Genomic DNA, 17,517 nt, shown 5'->3' with positions numbered 1-17,517 from the left:
CCCCCTGAGCGTGGCGATTCGGCGCTTCGGATGGTCTGGATGTCTGGTATTTCATTGTTTCACGTCGAGCGCGCGCTCGAGGATGCGGCCGAGCTCCTGTGGAGAGAGTCCGACCTTGCGCGCTTCGCCGACCAGTTGCTCGACGAGTTCGTTCACTCGGACGAGCCCGGGGACCGCATCCTCACGCACCCAGGCGCCGCGACCCTGGCGCATGCCGACCAGTCCGTCATCGCGCAGCTGCCCATAGGCCCGGAGGATGGTGTGCATGTTGACCTGCAGCGCAGTGGCGAGGTCGCGAGCGGGCGGCAGCCGCTCCCCTGGCGCGAGGGCGCCACCGGCGATTCCCGCACGGACCTGCACGGCCAGCTGATCGGCGAGGGAGGCGCCCGAGTCGGGATCGATGCGGAACAACATGTTTACAATGCTACTAGAACACTGCGCATTGTATGAAAGCGGGTGTCGGGCTGTGATCGATATGCTGCGCGGGTGAACACTGACCCCGCCGCCACGCTCATCGCCCTCATCGCCGCCTACGCACTCGGCTTCGTCCTGTTCGTGCTGCTGTGGATCTTCATCATCCGCACCGCAGTCCTTTCCGCGCTGCGGAAGCACCACGCCGAGGTCACCGAGGCAGGCCGTCGTGCCACTCGTGCGAGCATGACCACGAACACCAGCGCGACGCCGCTGCAGTAGCGCACGACCCGCAGAACCCGTCATCCGGGACTCGTGGTCAGCGCGATGCGCTGGACCGAGCGCGAGTCGCTGTGCGATGGACCGCGCCGATCGCCGCAGCCGCACCCCATTGGCGCGAGCGCACCCCGCCAGAGACCCGCGCCCGCGCCAATACCCCGCGCCCGGTCGAGCGCACCGCGCTGGCGGCAGCACACCACACACACCCAGCGCCCGGAGCCACGCACGCCGACGGCCCCGGCCGCGCACGAAGCGCAACCGGGGCCGTCGGGTCGTTCAGACGGTCAGCTCATCAGACCGCGCGTCGGCGCGCACGCGCCACGAGCAGCGCCGCTCCGAGCATGAGCAGCAGCACGCCGGCAGCGATCGTGCCGGTCGGCGACTCAGTACCCGTCGTCGCCAGCGCACCACCGGCTGACGAACCAGCGCCCGCACCGCCGTCGCCCGCGCCCGCGGCCGCGACGATGTCCAGCTCGGCCCACCCGAGGAGCGTCCCGTCAGCTGCGTAGACCACGATGCGGTGCGCACCGAGCGTCGCATCGGCGGGGATCGTCGCCGCAGTGTTCCCCGACGCGTCGGTCGTTCCCGCAGCGATCCGAACCGGCGTTGAGTACAACCACACCTCGACATCGGCTCCGGCGCCCGAGACGCCGAGCCCGACCGTGATCGTCTCACCCGGCTTCGCCGACTTCGGAACGGTGATCGTGCCGCGGTTCTCGTCGTTCAGTGCCGATTCAGGCAGCGGCGTGACCCCACCCGTCGGCGGCGTGACCGACGCACCCGGCAGCGACCCCTGACGCAGCGCCTGCGAGGCGAACCCGTCGGCGAACCAGAACGCGGCACGCTGGCCGTCGATCGACTGCGAGGCGGGGAGGGTCGCGAAGCCCTCGTTGTTGATGTCGGGCAGACCAGCGGGGCGCGCGACGTGCGCGGCGCCCGGCTGCGAGGTCCCGTTCAACGTGATCTGCGCACCCGTCCCGGCGCACCCGTCGTCGCACATCGCCCACAGGACACCGAGGGTGGTGTCGTAGTCGAGCGCCATGACCGCCGGGAGACCCGGGTCGATCGTGGAGACGAGCTGAGCGGAACCGTCGGCGTTCAGCGCGAACGCGTACACACCGCCGGTGTCCTCGACGCCCACGAAGAACAGGCCGTCACCGTGGCCGGCGTAGTCGGCAGGGTCGTACGTCGTCTTCGTGCTGTCGTCGAACAGCTTCCCGGCGAGGTCACCGTCGGCCACCCACTCGACCGCTTCGACGCCCAGGTTCGCACCGACCGTCGGCAGCAGGGCCGTGAGGTCCCACTCCTGCGAGGCGACGACGTCGGGACCCGCGGCGTTCGGGTCCATCTTCAGCACCGCATTGAACGTCTCGCCCTTGACGCTGTTGTCGCGCTCGACGCCCAGGTACACGGCGCCGTCACCGTCGACCGTGATGCCCTCGGTGTCGGGGCCCGCAGCGGACGGGTTGGACGCGTCCTTCTGGAAGCGTGCACGCTTGCCGTCCTCCCAGCCGTCGGCGAAGGAGATCGAACCGTCGGCAGCGATGGCGAGCTTCCAGAACGAACCGGTGCCGTTGTCGACCGCCCAGAGGAACGCGCCCTCGTCGGTGACCTGCGTGTCGAGGCCGGAGCTGTCCTCGAGGAACATCGGGGCATCGTCGATGACGGTCACGTCGGGTGAGCCGGGCCAGGCACCCACGGGGATCTCGCCGGCACAGAGGTTCGCAGCACCCTTGGTCGACTCGGCGGTCACTGCGAAGGTGCCGGTGATGTCCGGGCAGCGACCCCAGGTGGTGGCCGCGTGACCCTCGCCCCAGGTGGTCGAGTCGAGGAGCGAGTCACCCTCGAAGAGACGGACGGTGTCGCCGCCGCCGAGACCGAAGCCGAGCTGGTCGCGCTCGATGACGAGGTAGCCGGCGGACGGGATGGTCGTGCCGGCGGGGATCGTGTAGGCGTGGGTGTCGTCGTCGTCCTTCACGACGATGCCGGAGACGTCGAGCGTGGACGCCGTCGGGTTCACGAGCTCCACCCAGTCGTCGGGCGAGCCGCCGTCCGACTCGACCTCGTTGATGCGCACCGGGTTGCCGCACGCGTTGCGCAGACCCTTGGTGGAGACGGCGGTGTCGACGAACTCGCCCGTGCCGTCGGGGCACCGGGCGAGGACACCCTCCGCGTGGGCGGCGTAGGTGTACTCGGCGACGGTCGCGCCGGAGGCGTTCCGAACCGTGGTGGTGTCGCCGTTGCCGAGACCGAAGACGAAGTTCACGTTCTGGTCGAACACGAAGTAGGCGCCGGGCTCGAGGATCGTTCCGGCGGGGAGAGGCGTCGTCTGGTCGGCGTGGCCCACGGGGTCGTTGTCCATGAGCGTCCAGCCGGAGAGGTCGACAGCCGTCGGCTCGAGGTTCACAATCTCGACCCAGTCGGTCGCGTCGCCGTCCGATTCGACCTCGTTGATCGCGACGTTCGGGAGCACGCAGTCATTCGCCGCGCCCTTCGTGATGCGGGCCAGGGTGAACGCGCCCTCACCGTCGGGGCAGCGGGCGAGGGTCGCCGAGATGAAGTCGCCGTCGATCGCCGCGTGGCCCGACCAGGTGCCGGAGCGGTCGAGGAGCGTGCCGCTCGCGTCGAAGAGACGGATCTCGTCGGCGCTGCCGATGCCGATCGGGTCGCGGAAGGCGACCTCTGAACCGCCGGACAGTCCGATGGTCGACTCCTCGACGACGAGGAACTCACCGGGAGCGATCGACGTGCCGGGTAGGAACTGCCACCGGTGGTCGTCTGAGTTGTCTCGGATCTCGTACCCCGAGATGTCGAGAGCCGCGGTACCCGGGTTGAAGAACTCGACCCAGTCGAAGGGCTGCGAGTCGATCTCGTTGATGCGGATCTCGCCGGGCGCGTCCGGGACCTCGGGAGTACTGAATGCGTTCGCGGCACCCTTGGTGGACTCGGTCGTCTGCCCCCAGCCCGACCGGTCGGCGAGGACGCCGTACGTGATGTCGGCATGCGCCGTCCACGAGTACTCGTCGGTGAGGTTCAGTGCCTGGTCGAACAGGCGGACGGAGTCCTCTTTGCCGAGACCGAAGCCGAGCGCGTCCTCCTCGACGACGAGGAATGCGCCGGGCTCCACCGTCGTGCCGACGGGGAAGGTGTATGCGCTGTCGTCCTTGTTGTCGCGGACGATCCAACCGTCGAGGGTGACGGCGGTGGATGCGGTGTTGGTGAACTCGACCCAGTCGCCGGGGACTCCCCCGGACGACTCGACCTCGTTGATGTGGATGCCTGGTGCGGCGGTGCCGGCCGGTTCGGCGAAGGCGGTGGCTGGTGTGGCGATGAGGGCCGTGGCGCCGATGGCGCACGCTGCCGTCATCGTCAACACGCGTCTGAGCGTGGGCATGGATCTCCTGAGGAAAAGGGGTGCAGGGGGTCCCCTCGATTCCATCGGCGCCGGGTTGCCGGACGGAGGATCGCACGTGACGCGCAGGTGAACGGCAGGTGAGCGGACGCACGAATCGTGTGAGTGGCATGTGGACCCGCCCCGTTGCGGGCCTCGAAGGCACGCCGAGAGTGGTGCGCTCGACAGCCCGTCGTGCTACCGTCGTGCCGATCGTGATCCGACCGTTGGAGGTGAGCCCCATGAACGCAGTACCCGCACTGGGCGCTCCCCCGCAGCACACGATCGCGCGACGCATCTCGTCGTAGTCGGGAGCGCTCGCCAGCTCATCGCGAAAGGCGACTCCCATGAACACTTCTCCCTCCCCACTCTCCTCCGGTACACCGGCTGTTCCGCACGGCCGCGCGCTCGTCCTCGGTGGTGGCGGTTCGGCCGGCAACGCGTGGTTGATCGGCGTCGTCGCCGGGCTCCTCGACGGCGGGCTCGACGTCACCGACGCCGATCTCGTCATCGGTACCTCGGCCGGTGCGACGGCTGCCGCGCAATTCGCCGGCTCACGCCCCGACCGACTCCTGGCCGACATCCTCGACGCGACGCCCCCTTCGGTCACGGCGCACCCGACCGGCGGGCCTCGATCACCAGGCGCCCGCCCCGGCGGGAGTGCTGCCAGCCCGATGGTCGACCATCTGCAGCGCACGAACGACGTCATCGCTTCATCGACCGGCCCCGACGACATGCGACGCCGCCTGGCAGCGTCGGCGCTCGCTCTCGGCACGACGCCGGAGGCCAGTGCTCGGTGGCGCGAGATCGTCGCGGCCCGCTTCCCGAACCGGGACTGGCCGGCAGAGCAGCGCCTGCTCCTCACCGCGGTCGATGCCCGTACTGCCGAACCGGTCGAGTTCGACCGCCACAGCGGGGTCGAACTCGTGGACGCCGTCGCGGCCAGCACCTCGGGTGGTGCACCGTACCTGATCGGGGACGCCCTCTACATCGACGGCGGCTACCGGCGTTCGAGCGAGAACGCCGACCTCGCCGCAGGCTCCGATCGTGTCGTCGTCCTGTCACCACTCGGTGGACGAACGCGCGCTCCACTGGGCTGGGGTATGCAGCTCGCCGTGCAGGTCGAGGAGCTGCGCGCGGGTGGGAGTCGCGTCGAGTCCGTCCTTCCTGATGCGGCCTCACTGGAAGCCTTCGGTGACAACATGATGCGCCCGTCGACCCGCCCGCCCGCCGCGCGAGCCGGGTTCGCGCAGGGTCGCGCACTCGCGGAACCGCTCGCCGTGTTCTGGGGGTGAGGCACCCCACGTCTGCCGGATCGCTCAAGAAACCGGACACGTGACCTATTTTGGGACTGATGACCCCTGGCTGGCCCCCGAGATACTGTCCTGGGCGCTCGTGGCAGTCCGCTCACAACCTGTGCCAATCCGCCGCGCTTCCGCCGATATTCGCCGCAACCGACCTGATGGTCGAGATCTGAGAGACCCAGCGTGATGAAGCCTGCCGAGACCGACCAGCCCGTCCTTCTGTTCCTTCACGGCATGGGCGACGGCGATCAGGACGAAGCGTGGCGTGTCAGCCTGACAACGGCTCTCACGGAGGTGGGCTACCCGAGCCTGGAGGGGGTTCGAGTCATCGCACCGCGGTACGCCCATGCTCTGAAAGGGTGGGACGAGCCGGCAAAGCTTCCTCCGGTGACGATCCCATCCCCTGCCCGCGACGCAGCAAAGCAGAACCGCCGGAACTTCGAACGCAGAATGGGCGCAGTCGAGTATCGACTCGGGCGCCACCATGGTGGCGACAACCCCGCCCTGGGGAACGCGATCCTCAATGTCGTTGTCGACGCGGCCCTCGGCCTGCCGCTGTTCATCCAGGTGCGCAACTATCTCAGCGATCCTCAGGTGCGCGCCCAGGTACTGCGGCAGATCCTCGGGCAACTCCCCGACAGCGGACGCATCGTCATCGTAGGACACAGTCTCGGCTCGGTCATTGCAGCCGACGTCGTCCGTCGCCTTCCGGTCGGCCTCGACATCGCCGGCATGGTGACGATCGGCAGTCCGCTTGCGAACGGAAGCTTTGAGGTCGTCAAGCTTCGCGATGCGATGAAAGAGCCACCGACAAACCTCTCATGGTGGGTGAACTTCTGGAATGCCCCCGACCCGGTCTCCGCCCACCGCGGAGTCTCCTCGGCCTTCCCCTGGATGGTCGATTTCCGCATCGACACCCGAGCGCTGCCGCTGCCTGCGCATGCCGCTGCCGAGTACCTCAGCGACAAAGCCGTTGCTGAGGCGGTGGGATACGCCCTGTACGGTTCGCGCTCGAAGGAGCTCGCGATCATCGACGCGACGGACGACATCCCGTTGGACTTCTCCGAGCATCTGGCACTCCTCGCTCTTCGATACGCGCATCTCGTGAAATCGAGGCTCGCTGGGGACCAACGAGACAGATTCCTCGGTGCACTGCGCCACGTGCAGGCAACGGCCGTGGACGACATCACCATGCGCAACCGCAACGATGGGCGCGCTGTCCCGACAACTGTGGCACGACTCGCATTCGACCTGTCTGATGCCGAAGCGCCGCTCCCGGAACCGGCTCCGAGTCGCCACATCACGAAGGACGACGCCGTCCTCCTGCTCTCAATCCTCGTCGCGGAGAACGTGATCCGCCCGTTCGAGATTTCCATCCCACGAGACACCTGGCAGGCTGCGATGGAAGAGCTGACCGCCGAGATGGGCTTGGGGACGAAGTACGGCACAGACGTCTTCGCTGCGACAAGACGCGCGGAGGACGCCCTGAAAAGTGGCCTCAACATGAGCTGGGTGAAGTGGGGCGCGCTCGGCGCCGGGGCTGCGGCGATCGTCGTCGCGACCGGCGGCCTGGCGCTAGCGGCTGGCGCAGGCCTTGCTGGAGCCGCCGCCATCACGAGCGCTCTCGCCGCGTTCGGTCCCGGTGGGATGATCGGCGGACTCCTCACCGCAGGGGCGCTCGTCACAGCAGGAGGCGGTGGGATTGCCTACGGTCTCGCCGGTTCCGGTACGTCGGCCGAAACCCTCGAAGCAATCGTCGAACGCAAACTGGCGGCGGAGATCATTCGGCAATACCAACACTTGGATTCGGACCCGACGGTGTGGCAGGTGCTGACGGACATCGAGATCGAGGTTCGGCGTGAGCACGAGCGACTCGACGAATTCTCCGACCCTGGGTCACCGTCACTCAAGGAACTGAAGCGGAAGATCGAATCCGTCGAGCGCGCGCTCAAATATCTGCGTGAGAACGATCTTGAGGCAGGAGTGCTCGTGAGCGACGCCCAGGACGTGCCCAGCGGGATCCTCACCCTGAATCGGGAGTGATGCGGGGCGTTCGAGTTCCGCGCGCAATGCCATGCCGTCTGTGGCTACCACAGATCGACCGCCGCAGGACTACGCTCCCCACATGACCGACATCGCGCCGCGCGCAGATCTCACCGGCTGGATCCGGACGCCGTTCACCGGTGGCGGTGTGACACACGACCGTTTCGAGCAGGGGGCCGGGCCGGGCGTGGTGCTCATCCCCGAGCTTCCGGGGCTCACGCCCGAGGTGCTCGGGCTCGCCGAACACCTGGTCGATGAGGGGTTCACCGTCTCGATCCCGTCCCCGTTCGGCACCCCTGGCCGCGAGATGAGCGTCGGCTACACGATCGGCAGTGCGTCGAAGGTGTGCGTGTCGGCGGAGTTCAAGGCGTTCGCGACCGGAGCCCACCGGCCCATCGCCGACCACGTGCGCGCGCTCGCCGCCGACCTCAACGCTCGAACCCCGGGCGCTGGGGTCGGCGTCATCGGCATGTGCTTCTCGGGCGGCTTCGCCCTGGCTGCTGCGGTGGACGACAGCGTGCTCGCGTCGGTGATGAGCCAGCCGGCGACGCCGTTCCCGATCAGTCGCGCCAGGCGCATCGACCCGGGCATGTCCCCGGACGAGTTCGACGCGGTCGCCACCCGAGCTGCAGCGGGCTCAGTGTGTGCGCTCGGTCTCCGGTTCAGCGAGGACCGGGCCGTCCCCCGCGAACGGTTCGCGACGATCGCGGCACGACTCGGCGACGCCTTCAAGGTGATCGAGCTCGATTCCTCACCAGGCAACGCGGGTGGGTTCTCGAAGACGGCTCACTCGGTCCTCACGGGCGAAGTGCGCGAACGCGACGGTCACCCGGCGTTCGAGGCCAGGCGCCGGATGGTCGCTTTCCTGCGCGACCGGCTCGTGGCTGCGGGACCAGCGCCGACCGCATAGCGGCTCGAAGCCCCATCATCCGCACCGGCCGTCGGCCAAGGGTCAGCTGCGCTTGCGGCGCGCGATCTCGTCAGAGAGCCGCTGCACATCGGCGGGGTCCGCGTCTCGAGCGACGGCGACGTAGTGGTCCATGACGGCCGGCCGGTAGCGCACGGGCAGGGTCTGTCCGGGGGCGAGTCGGGTGAGCTGGGTGACGGTCAGGTCTTCGTCCGCGATGCCGCGGAACGAGACGCCCTGGGCGGTCTCCACATCGAGCATCAGGACGACGCGCACTCCGCCGTCGCTGCTGACCTCGCGCCAGTCGACGAGAACGCCGAGCGCAAGCACGCCCGCACGCAGTTCCGCGTTGCGTCTCCGTGCGTCACTGCTGAGGATCGGGTTCGGGGCGACGCCCGGGAAGTCCGGACCGACCCCTAGCGATTCCCGGCTCAGGTCGGGTCTGAGCTCCGCCATCAGGTCGCTGAGGCTGAGCTTCGTCTTCTTCGAACCGAACATCGTGTTCCCTCCATCGCCCGGTGCCGGCGTCCCGGCCTGGCACTTCGCCCTCACCGCGAGTGTATGACGCCGGCGGTTCCCGTGGGCCGGGCACCCGCGCAACTGCAGACGCGAAAGGTGGTCAGACGCCCCTAGCCCCTGGCACCCCCGAGATCTTCGGCCGACGGCTCGAACAGTTCCTCGATCCGGCAGGCGAACAGCGCGGCGAGCCGGAATGCAAGCGGCAGCGACGGGTCGTACCGACCGGTCTCCAGGGCATTGACGGTCTGGCGCGAGACACCGAGCGCTTCGGCGAGCGCCCCTTGCGACCAGCCGCGCTCCTGGCGCCGGTCGCGCAGCATGTTGTTCATCGGATGCGGAGGACGATCGAGGCGACGAGCCAGGTGAACATACCGACGCCGTAGATGATGAATCCGAGTCCGGGCATCTCCAGGCCGGCGGCGCCGAGGAGTCCGGCGACGATCGAGGCCATCATCGCGGCGACGAAGCCGACGGCGAGGCTCTTGCAGAGCTGCAGGATCTCGAACTCGTCCGAGCTCGCGACGTAGCGGATGAGGACGCCGGCGGTCACGGCGATCGGCACGGCGGGCGCGACGGCCCAGGCGAGACGCCAGGGACTGTCGCCGTCGAGGTCGCCCCAGATGAGCGATGCGGCCAACACGAGACCGAACGCGACGATCGTGAGGACGAAGGTGAGGGCGAAGCGCCGCACCCGCGCGCGTTCGCTCGGACCAGGTGATGTGTCAAGTGTGCTTGTCATGTGTCAATGATGCTTGACAGGCGCGCATCTGTCAAGCGACCTTGTCAGCCTCAGAAGTACGTGATCCCGTGCGGGGCGCGAGCGGGCGTCAGCATCGACCGGAACAGGATCGCCGACGCCGGGTCGTCCGACCGCAGCAGGCCCGATGCGGCGAGCGTCACGGGCGAGACCGAACCGAGCAGCAGGGCGCCGAGGTCGGCGACGTCGAGGGCGATGTCCGCGTCCGAGCCCTCGGCGATCCGTTCCACCGTGCCGCGACCGTTGCTCACATCAAGACGGTAGGTGCCGCTGGCAAACCCGAGGGTGTCCGTCACAGCGATCGTGATCGATCCATCGGCGGCGTAGGGGCGTGATTGGAGCGTGGCCACCACGTCGAGGATGCGCAGCCAGACGTGGTCCTCCTCGTGGTCGATGTCGAACGCACGGGAGTCGGCGAGGACGGTGACGATCGGGTCGTCGAGTCGTGCGCCGCGGTACTTGACGAGGTCGTTGAGGTCGATGGAGAGCAGGAACTCCCACAGCGACAGGTAGGCGGCATCGGTCGCGTAGACGAGGTCGATGACCTCGATCGCCGTCTGGCCGCCCGGGCGCTCAGCGACCCGCCAGGTGACGTAGCCGTCGACCTCGTCAGCGTCCGACGATCGGTGTACGGCGGCACGGACGTTCTGCACCAGTTCACCATCACTGCCCCGCAGCCCGAGCACGAACGGCCAGGTGGCGGTGTTGCGCACCATGGAACCCATCGAGCGTTCGGTGAAGCGGTCGAACACGCGACGGCCGACGCCGCTCTCGTTGAGGAACTCGGGGGTGACGACCGACACGACACCGCTGGTCGGCGTCAGGAACGGCAGAGCCCGCGCACGCTTCACGGTGACATCGCGCTCGCGGATGGCGGTGCCGAAGCCGAAGCGGCGGTAGATCGTGCCCTCGCTCGCGGTGAGGGCTGCGACCGGGAAGCCCTCGGCAACGCCTCGTTCGAGCGCGTGGGTCATCATGCGGCGGAGGATTCCGCGGCGGCGCTCGGTCGGCCGGACGGTGACGTCGGAGATGGCCTGCGTGTTGATGGTGGTGCCGTCGCCCCAGCTGAGTGCCTTCGGGAACCAGGAGAAGGTGCCGGCGGGCCACGTCTCGTCCACGGACCCCGCGACAGGCTGGCGGCGGTAGACACCGAGCATGGTCACGCCGTCGGCGACGAGGCCCTCCGCCTTGCGCTTGTGGGCACCGGGCTTCGGGTTCGGCTCGTGGAAGCCGAAGCCGATCTGGTCGAGTGCTGCGCGGGTCTCCGGAGTCGGTTCACCGTCGGCGGCGATGCCGACGGGGAACTCGCGGAGCTCATACCGGGTGTCGAAGTCGTTGTCTGTAGCCACATCTCCACCCTAGGTGAGTCATCTGCGACGCGGGGGCTCCCGCACCACGGGCGAGCAGGCGGCAGCGATGTCGAGGCTGTGGAGGACGGGTGCGACTCAGCCGCCCCGCTACTGACTCAGGCCGAGGCGCGCGCGACCTCCGCGACCCACTCGTGGAAGGTCTGCGTCCCGTGGTCGGCGTCGGGGCCGGCGAGGATCGTGCCGTCGCGCATGGCCTTGCCGAAGCCACCCGGCAGCGGAAGCTGCAGGATCCGAGACTTCCGACCGACGGCGGTCGCGTAGGCGCGCACCATGTCGGCCATCTGCAACACCTCGGGTCCGGCGAGGTCAGCGGGTCGGCCGGCCGGTGCGCCTTCCGCGAGGGCGACCAACCGTTCCGCGACCTCGCGTGCCGCGACGGGCTGCGACCGCATCGTCGGCACGAGGCTGAGCGGACCGACCGTGAACTGGGCGAACATCCGCTGCGCGAACTCGTGGAACTGCGTCGCCCGCAGGATCGTCCATGGGACCGGGCCGCTGGACACGAGCTGCTCCTGCAGCGCCTTGCCCGCGTAGTAGCCGAACGGCGCGCGGTCGCTGCCGACGATCGACAGCGCGAGGTGGTGTCCGACGCCCGCCGCGCGTTCGGCGCCGAGGAGGTTCCTGGTCACGCCGCCGAAGAACGCCTCGGACGCCTTCCCCGACTGCGTCGAGGTCGAGGTGACGTCGACGACGGCGTCCACCCCGTCGAGCACCGTGGCGAGCTCGTGTCCGACAACGAGGTCGAGGCCGGCAGATCGTGCCAGCACGACCGTCGCATGTCCGCGGCTCTGCGCGACCTCGACGACCAGGCGCCCGACGGCCCCGGTTCCTCCTGCGACGGCGATCTTCATCGGGTGGCTCCTCTCCTGCGCATACCGACCCGCGGGCCTGGAAGCAGCTCGCACGGGCGCGGGAACGACCGGCCTGGCCTCGTGTCGAACATAGCGGGTGGAGCGATTCACAGCCGACCGGCGCGATGTCGTCTCCGCGAGTAGCGTGGGTGGATGCCTCCGCACGACACCGAACGACTCCGCTTCCGGCAGATGGGCCAGACCGACCTCGACGGCATGGCCGCACTCCTCGGTGACCCGGCCGTCATGCAGTTCTATCCGGCACCGAAGCCCCGCGAGCAGGCTGCGGCCTGGATCACCTGGAACAAGGACAACTACGCGACGCACGGATTCGGCCTCTGGATCATCGAGACGCACGCGGGCGACTTCGTCGGAGACTGCGGCCTGACCTGGCAGGACGTGAACGGGGTGAGGATGCTCGAGGTCGGCTATCACGTGAGCGTCGCGCAGCAGGGTCGGGGCTACGCGACGGAGGCCGCCGCGGCCTGCGTCGAGTTCGCGCGCGCGCGCACCGCCTCGGCCGAGCTCGTCGCGATCGTCCACCCTGACAATGAGGCGTCGAAGCGGGTTGCGGAGAAGATCGGGATGCACCGCGTCGAGGACGACCATGGTGCGGACGGGGACACGCGGCACGTGTTGGCGATGCAGCTGCACGCGTGACGACATCGATCCACCCACCGCAGGACGGTGAAGGCGGCGACTACCGCCCGTGCTGGTATCGGCCAGGGGTCATACCGACGAGCGGCGTGAACTGCTGGATGAACTGACTGGTCGTCGCCCATCCGCAGGCTGACGCCGTCTCGGTGACGCTCATCCCGTTCGCGAGGAGCACGAGCGCCCGGTGCACACGAAGCTGGAGACGCCATTGCCGGTAACCCATGCCGGTCTCCTCGCTGAAGAGTCTGCTGAGGGTGCGCGCGCCGGTGCCTGATCGACGGGCGAGCACCTCCAGCGACAGCGGTGTGGCGAGATCCCGATCGACGTGCCGGATCGCGGCGCGCAGGCGCGGATCGCCCGGCTCCGGCAGGTGCAGCGGCTGCTCCGGCGACGTCGTGACCTCGTCCACGATCACGTGCCGCAGACGCTCGCGAGCCGCTGCTGATCGCGGCTCGCCGGAGGTAAGCGAGAGCACCCCCTCACGCGCGAGCATGGTGGCGACGAGCACGGCTGGCTCGTGCGGTAGGCCCTCGGCGAGCGCGTGGTCGACGTAGATGATCCGCATGCCGGTGCGGCCGTGCGCACGATGGTGGTGCTCGAATCCGGCGGGCACCCATGCGAAACGGTTCGCCGGGGCGATCCACGCGCCCTGGTCGGTGACGAGCGACAGCACGCCGGACGCCGCGTGGACGAGGTGCCCCTGCGCGTGCGAGTGCCGCGGGGAGGTCTCAGCGTGATCGAATCGGTATGCGCCTTCGGTCGTGGACTCGTCGGTGGTCGAAGCCAGCCCGACCGCCCATTCCACGTCGGCCCGGCTTGACGACGCTTGGCGAGTTTTCAACACAGTACGGTATTGTACGTGTTTCCCCGGTGCGGCGGATTCGATCTACTAGGGGTATGACAACGTTCCACCAACCGCCGCACACCGCTTCGACCCCGACACCCCGCACGAATCCACGTCGCGGAGCTGCGCTCTTCGGTGTGTACGTCGGTGCCGGTCTGCTGCTGATCGCGTTCAACCTCCGCATCGGTGTCGCGTCGGTCGGCCCGGTGCTTGCGGCGATCGAGGACGACCTCAAGGTGTCGGCCTCGACCGCGAGCCTGCTCACGACGATCCCTGTGTTCGCGTTCGGTGCGTTCGCCTTCCTGACGCCGATGCTGACCCGTCGGATCGGTCTGCACCGGCTCCTCGGGATCACGATGGCCGCGGTCGCGATCGGTATCGGGGTGCGGCTCATCGACTCGCCGATCGCCCTGTTCGGTGGGACCGTCCTGGTGGGCGCCGCGATCGCCGTCGCGAACGTGTGCATGCCCGCGGCGATCAAGCAGGACTTCGGGCACCGGGTGGGCCTGATGATGGGCCTGTACTCGACCGCGCTGTTCATCGGCGCGGCCGTCGCGGCTGCCTTCACCGTGCCCCTCCTCTCCGCATTCGACGGTTCGTGGCGAGGCGCTCTCGGCTTCTGGGCGATCCCGGCAGTGGTCGCACTCGTCGTCTGGCTCCCGCGAGCGCTGAAGAATCCGGGCCACGTCCCTGGAACACACCGTGTCCTCGACGCACCGGTGGAGCAGCGCGACGAGCCGAGCCTCGGCCGCTTGTTCCGCGACCCGGTCGCCTGGGCCGTGACTGCGTTCATGGGCCTGCAGAGCCTCAGCTACTACGCGGCGCTGACCTGGGTGCCGACACTGCTGCAGGACGCCGGGGTCTCCGCTCACGATGCCGGCCTGCTGCTGTCCTACTCGAGCGCGCCTGGCATCGTCGCGGCACTGGTCGTGCCAGTCCTGATGCAGCGGGTTCGCGCAGGCTGGTTGCTCGTCGGGGTCTCCGCCGCGCTCAGCGCCGTCGGTCTCGTCGGGCTCCTGGTCGCGCCGACGGGTGCGGCACCGTGGCTCTGGATGACGATGCTCGGCCTGGGTCAGGGTGCCTCGATCGCGCTGTCGTTGAGCTACATCGTGCTGCGTTCGCCCGACGCCCGGCACACAGCGCACGTGTCGACGATGGCGCAGGGCACCGGGTACCTCCTCGCCGGCTTCGGTCCGCTCGGCATCGGTCTCCTGCACTCGGTCACCAACGGCTGGGTGGTGCCGATCGTCGTGCTCGTGGCGCTGCTCGTCGGGCAGTTCCTGGCGGGTTCGGCCGCGAGCCGCGAGCGTCATGTGTTGCGTCGCGTGGGGTGAGTGGGATGCGTCGGAACTCGCTTCTCGACGAGCACACCTTCGTGCGATCATGACGGGCATGACCCCGACCCCTGCGACCGACCGTGCTGTCCCGAACCTTCCGTCGCGCAGCTTCGACGCCACCGAGGCGTTCTATGGAGCGTTCGGGTTCTCCCGTGTCTTCCGCGACGACGGCTGGCTGATCCTCATGCGCGGCTCCGTGCAGCTGGAGTTCTTCCCCACGCCCGATCTCGACCCGCGCACGAGCAACTTCATGTGCTGCCTCCGGGTCGCCGACGTCGACGAGCTCTACGACGCCGCCAGTCGATCCGGCATCCCCGTCGCCGACACCGGAGCGCCGCGGCTCCACCCGGTGCGCATGCAGGATTGGGGCCTGCGAGCAGGCTTTCTCATCGACCTCGACGGGACGCAACTCACACTGATCGAACAGCGCGAGTGACCTACGCCCGCGCCGCCTCGAAGGCCGCGACACAGTCGAGGATGTCCTGCTCGCTGTGGGCAGCACTGATCTGCACGCGGATGCGGGCCTCGCCTCGCGGCACGACGGGGAAGCTGAACGGGATCACGTAGATGCCCTGCTCCAGCATCCGCGCAGCGACCTGAACGGCCTGTTGCTCGTCGTCGAACATCACCGGGATGATCGGGTGCGAGCCCTCCAGCAGTCGGAAACCCGCAGCGGTCATGCGCTCGCGGAACAGGTCCGCCTTGCGGAACAGCCCGGCGCGCAGCTCGTCCCCATCGGCTGCGAGCTCCACCGCTCGACGCGCCCCGGCGACCAACGACGGCGCGAGACTGTTCGAGAACAGGTACGGCCGACCCGACTGCCGCAGCACGTCGACGATCTCCTGCTTCGCACTCACATATCCGCCCGACGCACCGCCGAGTGCCTTGCCGAGGGTGCCGGTGAGGATGTCGACGCGGTCCTGCACGCCGAACAGCTCAGGCGTTCCGCGACCTCCGGGGCCGACGAAACCGACAGCGTGCGAGTCGTCGACGAGGACCAACGCCCGGTACTTGTCTGCCAGGTCGCAGATCTCGTCGAGCGGCGCATAGAAGCCGTCCATCGAGAAGACGCCGTCGGTGACGATGATGCGGCGACGAGCGTCGGCCGTGTTCAGCAACTGCTGCTCGAGGTCCGCCATGTTGCGGTTGCGGTAGCGCAGGCGGCGGGCCTTGCTCAGGCGGATGCCGTCGATGAGCGATGCGTGGTTGAGCGCGTCGGAGATGATCGCGTCCGGCTCGTCGAACAGTGCTCCGAACACCGCGCCGTTCGCGTCGAAACAGGAGGAGAACAGGATGGTGTCCTCCGTGCCGAGGAAGGTGCTGAGCTCCTGTTCGAGATCGCGGTGGATCTGCTGGGTGCCGCAGATGAACCGCACGCTCGCGAGGCCGTAGCCCCAGTCGTCGAGGGCCTGCTTCGCGGCGTCGACGATGGAGGGCTCGTTGGCGAGGCCGAGGTAGTTGTTGGCGCAGAAGTTCCGGACCTCGCGGCCGTCGATCGTGACGTGACTGCCCTGGCGGGACGTGATCGCGAACTCGCGCTTCGTGAGGTCGTCGGCCTCGATGCGGTCGAGCTGCTCGCGGAGCTGGTTCTTGATGGTGCCGTACATGTCGTCTCCTCGGGGTCGAGTGGGCGGATGGTGGGTCGTGGTGACCCGTCGGTCGTTATGCAGCGGTGGCGCTGAGGGTCGGGTCGGCGTCCTCGTCGATGACGCCGGTGACGACGGCGTCGCGGATGTCCGTCCAGTCGATGAGCACCTTGCCGGCTGCTCCCGCGCGCGCGGTGTCGAACGCGTCCTGCCAGCGCGCCAGCGGGAAGCGGGCGGTGACGAGCGATTCGAGTGCCTGCCGGAGCTCGGGGCTGTGGTCGACCATGGCGCTGGCATGGTGCCAGGTGTCGAACATCTCGCGGCCGTAGATGCCCTTGATGGTGATCATGCGGGTGATGACCTTGGTCCAGTCGATCTCGATGTTCGTCGACGGCAGTCCGAGCAGGGCGACCTTGCCGCCGGTGTTGAGGTTGTCGATGAGTTCGCTGGCGGCTGCCGCCTGTCCGGACATCTCGAGGCCGATGTCGAAGCCTTCGAGCATACCGAGGGCGGCTTGGGCGTCCGCGACGCGTTCCTTGGAGACGTCGACGACACGGTCAGCGCCCACGGCGAGGGCCTTCTCCAGGCGGTCGGCGAGGACGTCGGTGGCGACGATGTTGCGCGCGCCGGCGACCCGACAGACGGCGATCGCCATGAGGCCGATGGGGCCGCAGCCGGTGATGAGGACGTCTTCGCCGAGGATCGGGAAGCTGAGGGCGGTGTGGACGGCATTGCCGAGGGGGTCGAAGAGGGCGCCGACGTCGGGGGTGACCTGCTCGCCGTGCACCCAGACGTTGCTGGCGGGAAGCGCGACGTATTCGGCGAAGGCTCCGTCGAGGTTCACGCCGAGGCTGCGGGTGTGGCGGCAGAGGTGGCGACGACCGGAGCGGCAGTTGCGGCACGTGCCGCAAACGAGGTGGCCCTCACCGGAGACCGGTGCGCCGATCGCGATGCCCTCGACCCGGCTGCCGACCTCGACGACCTCCCCGTAGAACTCGTGGCCGGGGACGAGTGGCGCGTCGACTGCGCCGGCCGCCCAGGGATCCCAGGACTCGATGTGGAGGTCGGTGCCGCAGATGCCGGTGCGGTGCACACGGATGAGGACGTCGTCTGGGCCCATGGCCGGCATCGCACGCTCGACGAGTTCGAAACTGGCGGTGTCGGGGCGTTTCCAGAGGGCGAGCATCGGCGTTCCTTCCAGGTGCGGCGGCGAGGGCGGACCCAAGCGGACGGGCGTCGTCGCGTCGTCTTGGAACTCACG

Annotated in this window: 17 protein-coding genes; 7 read left to right on the top strand and 10 right to left on the bottom strand. The window is 68.7% G+C overall.

Annotation, left to right across the window (positions count from 1 at the left end; translation table 11 throughout):
* Positions 1–51 precede the first annotated feature (51 nt).
* The gene (locus tag ABMA10_RS02820; RefSeq protein ID WP_347869644.1) at positions 52–414 is read right to left on the bottom strand and encodes a GntR family transcriptional regulator; all 363 of its coding nucleotides are present in this window, start codon (positions 412–414) and stop codon (positions 52–54) included.
* A gap of 72 nt (positions 415–486) precedes the next feature.
* Between ABMA10_RS02820 and ABMA10_RS02815 the strand changes: the two genes are divergently transcribed.
* The gene (locus ABMA10_RS02815; RefSeq protein ID WP_347869645.1) at positions 487–693 is read left to right on the top strand and encodes a hypothetical protein; all 207 of its coding nucleotides are present in this window, start codon (positions 487–489) and stop codon (positions 691–693) included.
* A 289-nt stretch (positions 694–982) separates the two neighbouring features.
* On the opposite strand, the gene ABMA10_RS02810 is transcribed toward ABMA10_RS02815, so the two are convergent.
* Positions 983–4,084, bottom strand: a complete 3,102-nt coding sequence (locus tag ABMA10_RS02810; protein ID WP_347869646.1) for a lamin tail domain-containing protein — start codon at positions 4,082–4,084, stop codon at positions 983–985.
* A gap of 344 nt (positions 4,085–4,428) precedes the next feature.
* Between ABMA10_RS02810 and ABMA10_RS02805 the strand changes: the two genes are divergently transcribed.
* From ABMA10_RS02805 to ABMA10_RS02795, 3 genes are all read left to right on the top strand, one after another.
* Positions 4,429–5,376 carry a patatin-like phospholipase family protein gene (locus ABMA10_RS02805; RefSeq protein ID WP_347869647.1) on the top strand — a complete coding sequence of 316 codons (948 nt, stop codon included), beginning with the start codon at positions 4,429–4,431 and terminating at the stop codon, positions 5,374–5,376.
* A 396-nt stretch (positions 5,377–5,772) separates the two neighbouring features.
* A complete protein-coding gene (locus tag ABMA10_RS02800; protein WP_431031158.1) occupies positions 5,773–7,428 on the top strand; it encodes a hypothetical protein in 1,656 nt (551 codons plus the stop codon).
* Between the two features lie 82 nt (positions 7,429–7,510).
* Positions 7,511–8,338, top strand: a complete 828-nt coding sequence (locus ABMA10_RS02795; RefSeq protein WP_347869649.1) for a dienelactone hydrolase family protein — start codon at positions 7,511–7,513, stop codon at positions 8,336–8,338.
* 42 nt (positions 8,339–8,380) lie between these two features.
* On the opposite strand, the gene ABMA10_RS02790 is transcribed toward ABMA10_RS02795, so the two are convergent.
* The 5 genes from ABMA10_RS02790 to ABMA10_RS02770 all read right to left on the bottom strand — a co-directional run bounded on the left by ABMA10_RS02790 (position 8,381) and on the right by ABMA10_RS02770 (position 11,832).
* On the bottom strand, positions 8,381–8,833 hold the full coding sequence (locus ABMA10_RS02790; RefSeq protein WP_347869650.1) for a hypothetical protein: 453 nt from the start codon (positions 8,831–8,833) through the stop codon (positions 8,381–8,383).
* Between the two features lie 131 nt (positions 8,834–8,964).
* Positions 8,965–9,183 carry a helix-turn-helix transcriptional regulator gene (locus ABMA10_RS02785; RefSeq protein ID WP_347869651.1) on the bottom strand — a complete coding sequence of 73 codons (219 nt, stop codon included), beginning with the start codon at positions 9,181–9,183 and terminating at the stop codon, positions 8,965–8,967.
* On the bottom strand, positions 9,180–9,593 hold the full coding sequence (locus ABMA10_RS02780) for a hypothetical protein (protein WP_347869652.1): 414 nt from the start codon (positions 9,591–9,593) through the stop codon (positions 9,180–9,182). Before ABMA10_RS02780 ends, ABMA10_RS02785 begins: the two co-directional genes overlap by 4 nt.
* A 50-nt stretch (positions 9,594–9,643) precedes the next feature.
* Positions 9,644–10,960, bottom strand: a complete 1,317-nt coding sequence (locus tag ABMA10_RS02775; protein WP_347869653.1) for a GNAT family N-acetyltransferase — start codon at positions 10,958–10,960, stop codon at positions 9,644–9,646.
* Positions 10,961–11,076: 116 nt separating this feature from the next.
* Positions 11,077–11,832: an SDR family oxidoreductase gene (locus ABMA10_RS02770; protein WP_431031157.1), complete on the bottom strand. Its 756-nt coding sequence runs from the start codon at positions 11,830–11,832 to the stop codon at positions 11,077–11,079.
* Between the two features lie 153 nt (positions 11,833–11,985).
* Here ABMA10_RS02770 and ABMA10_RS02765 point away from each other — a divergent pair, with 153 nt between their 5' ends.
* Positions 11,986–12,492 (top strand): GNAT family N-acetyltransferase, encoded by a 507-nt coding sequence (locus ABMA10_RS02765; protein ID WP_347869655.1) that lies wholly within the window; start codon positions 11,986–11,988, stop codon positions 12,490–12,492.
* Between the two features lie 40 nt (positions 12,493–12,532).
* On the opposite strand, the gene ABMA10_RS02760 is transcribed toward ABMA10_RS02765, so the two are convergent.
* Positions 12,533–13,333: a helix-turn-helix domain-containing protein gene (locus ABMA10_RS02760; protein WP_431031156.1), complete on the bottom strand. Its 801-nt coding sequence runs from the start codon at positions 13,331–13,333 to the stop codon at positions 12,533–12,535.
* Positions 13,334–13,386: 53 nt separating this feature from the next.
* On the opposite strand from ABMA10_RS02760, the gene ABMA10_RS02755 reads away from it, so the two are divergent.
* The gene (locus ABMA10_RS02755) at positions 13,387–14,667 is read left to right on the top strand and encodes a CynX/NimT family MFS transporter (RefSeq protein ID WP_347869657.1); all 1,281 of its coding nucleotides are present in this window, start codon (positions 13,387–13,389) and stop codon (positions 14,665–14,667) included.
* A gap of 58 nt (positions 14,668–14,725) precedes the next feature.
* Positions 14,726–15,106 carry a bleomycin resistance protein gene (locus ABMA10_RS02750; RefSeq protein WP_347869658.1) on the top strand — a complete coding sequence of 127 codons (381 nt, stop codon included), beginning with the start codon at positions 14,726–14,728 and terminating at the stop codon, positions 15,104–15,106.
* Between the two features lies 1 nt (position 15,107).
* On the opposite strand, the gene ABMA10_RS02745 is transcribed toward ABMA10_RS02750, so the two are convergent.
* Both ABMA10_RS02745 and tdh read right to left on the bottom strand, forming a co-directional pair.
* A complete protein-coding gene (locus ABMA10_RS02745) occupies positions 15,108–16,277 on the bottom strand; it encodes a glycine C-acetyltransferase (protein ID WP_347869659.1) in 1,170 nt (389 codons plus the stop codon).
* Positions 16,278–16,332: 55 nt separating this feature from the next.
* Positions 16,333–17,442, bottom strand: a complete 1,110-nt coding sequence (gene tdh / locus ABMA10_RS02740) for an L-threonine 3-dehydrogenase (protein WP_347869716.1) — start codon at positions 17,440–17,442, stop codon at positions 16,333–16,335.
* Positions 17,443–17,517: the final 75 nt, after the last annotated feature.

The sequence above is a fragment of the Plantibacter sp. RU18 genome, assembly GCF_050613355.1.
In the GTDB taxonomy this organism is placed as follows: domain Bacteria; phylum Actinomycetota; class Actinomycetes; order Actinomycetales; family Microbacteriaceae; genus Plantibacter.
Note: the sequence above shows the minus strand (reverse complement) of the source record. Positions and strands in the feature narration are given on the sequence as shown.

Coding starts and splice junctions, on each gene's coding strand:
- ABMA10_RS02820 (WP_347869644.1), bottom strand. CDS start 414: ATGTTGTTCCGCATCGATCCCGACTCGGGCGCCTCCCTCGCCGATCAG.
- ABMA10_RS02810 (WP_347869646.1), bottom strand. CDS start 4,084: ATGCCCACGCTCAGACGCGTGTTGACGATGACGGCAGCGTGCGCCATC.
- ABMA10_RS02805 (WP_347869647.1), top strand. CDS start 4,429: ATGAACACTTCTCCCTCCCCACTCTCCTCCGGTACACCGGCTGTTCCG.
- ABMA10_RS02795 (WP_347869649.1), top strand. CDS start 7,511: ATGACCGACATCGCGCCGCGCGCAGATCTCACCGGCTGGATCCGGACG.
- ABMA10_RS02790 (WP_347869650.1), bottom strand. CDS start 8,833: ATGTTCGGTTCGAAGAAGACGAAGCTCAGCCTCAGCGACCTGATGGCG.
- ABMA10_RS02785 (WP_347869651.1), bottom strand. CDS start 9,183: ATGAACAACATGCTGCGCGACCGGCGCCAGGAGCGCGGCTGGTCGCAA.
- ABMA10_RS02780 (WP_347869652.1), bottom strand. CDS start 9,593: ATGACAAGCACACTTGACACATCACCTGGTCCGAGCGAACGCGCGCGG.
- ABMA10_RS02770 (WP_431031157.1), bottom strand. CDS start 11,832: ATGAAGATCGCCGTCGCAGGAGGAACCGGGGCCGTCGGGCGCCTGGTC.
- ABMA10_RS02765 (WP_347869655.1), top strand. CDS start 11,986: ATGCCTCCGCACGACACCGAACGACTCCGCTTCCGGCAGATGGGCCAG.
- ABMA10_RS02755 (WP_347869657.1), top strand. CDS start 13,387: ATGACAACGTTCCACCAACCGCCGCACACCGCTTCGACCCCGACACCC.
- ABMA10_RS02750 (WP_347869658.1), top strand. CDS start 14,726: ATGACCCCGACCCCTGCGACCGACCGTGCTGTCCCGAACCTTCCGTCG.
- ABMA10_RS02745 (WP_347869659.1), bottom strand. CDS start 16,277: ATGTACGGCACCATCAAGAACCAGCTCCGCGAGCAGCTCGACCGCATC.
- tdh (WP_347869716.1), bottom strand. CDS start 17,442: ATGCTCGCCCTCTGGAAACGCCCCGACACCGCCAGTTTCGAACTCGTC.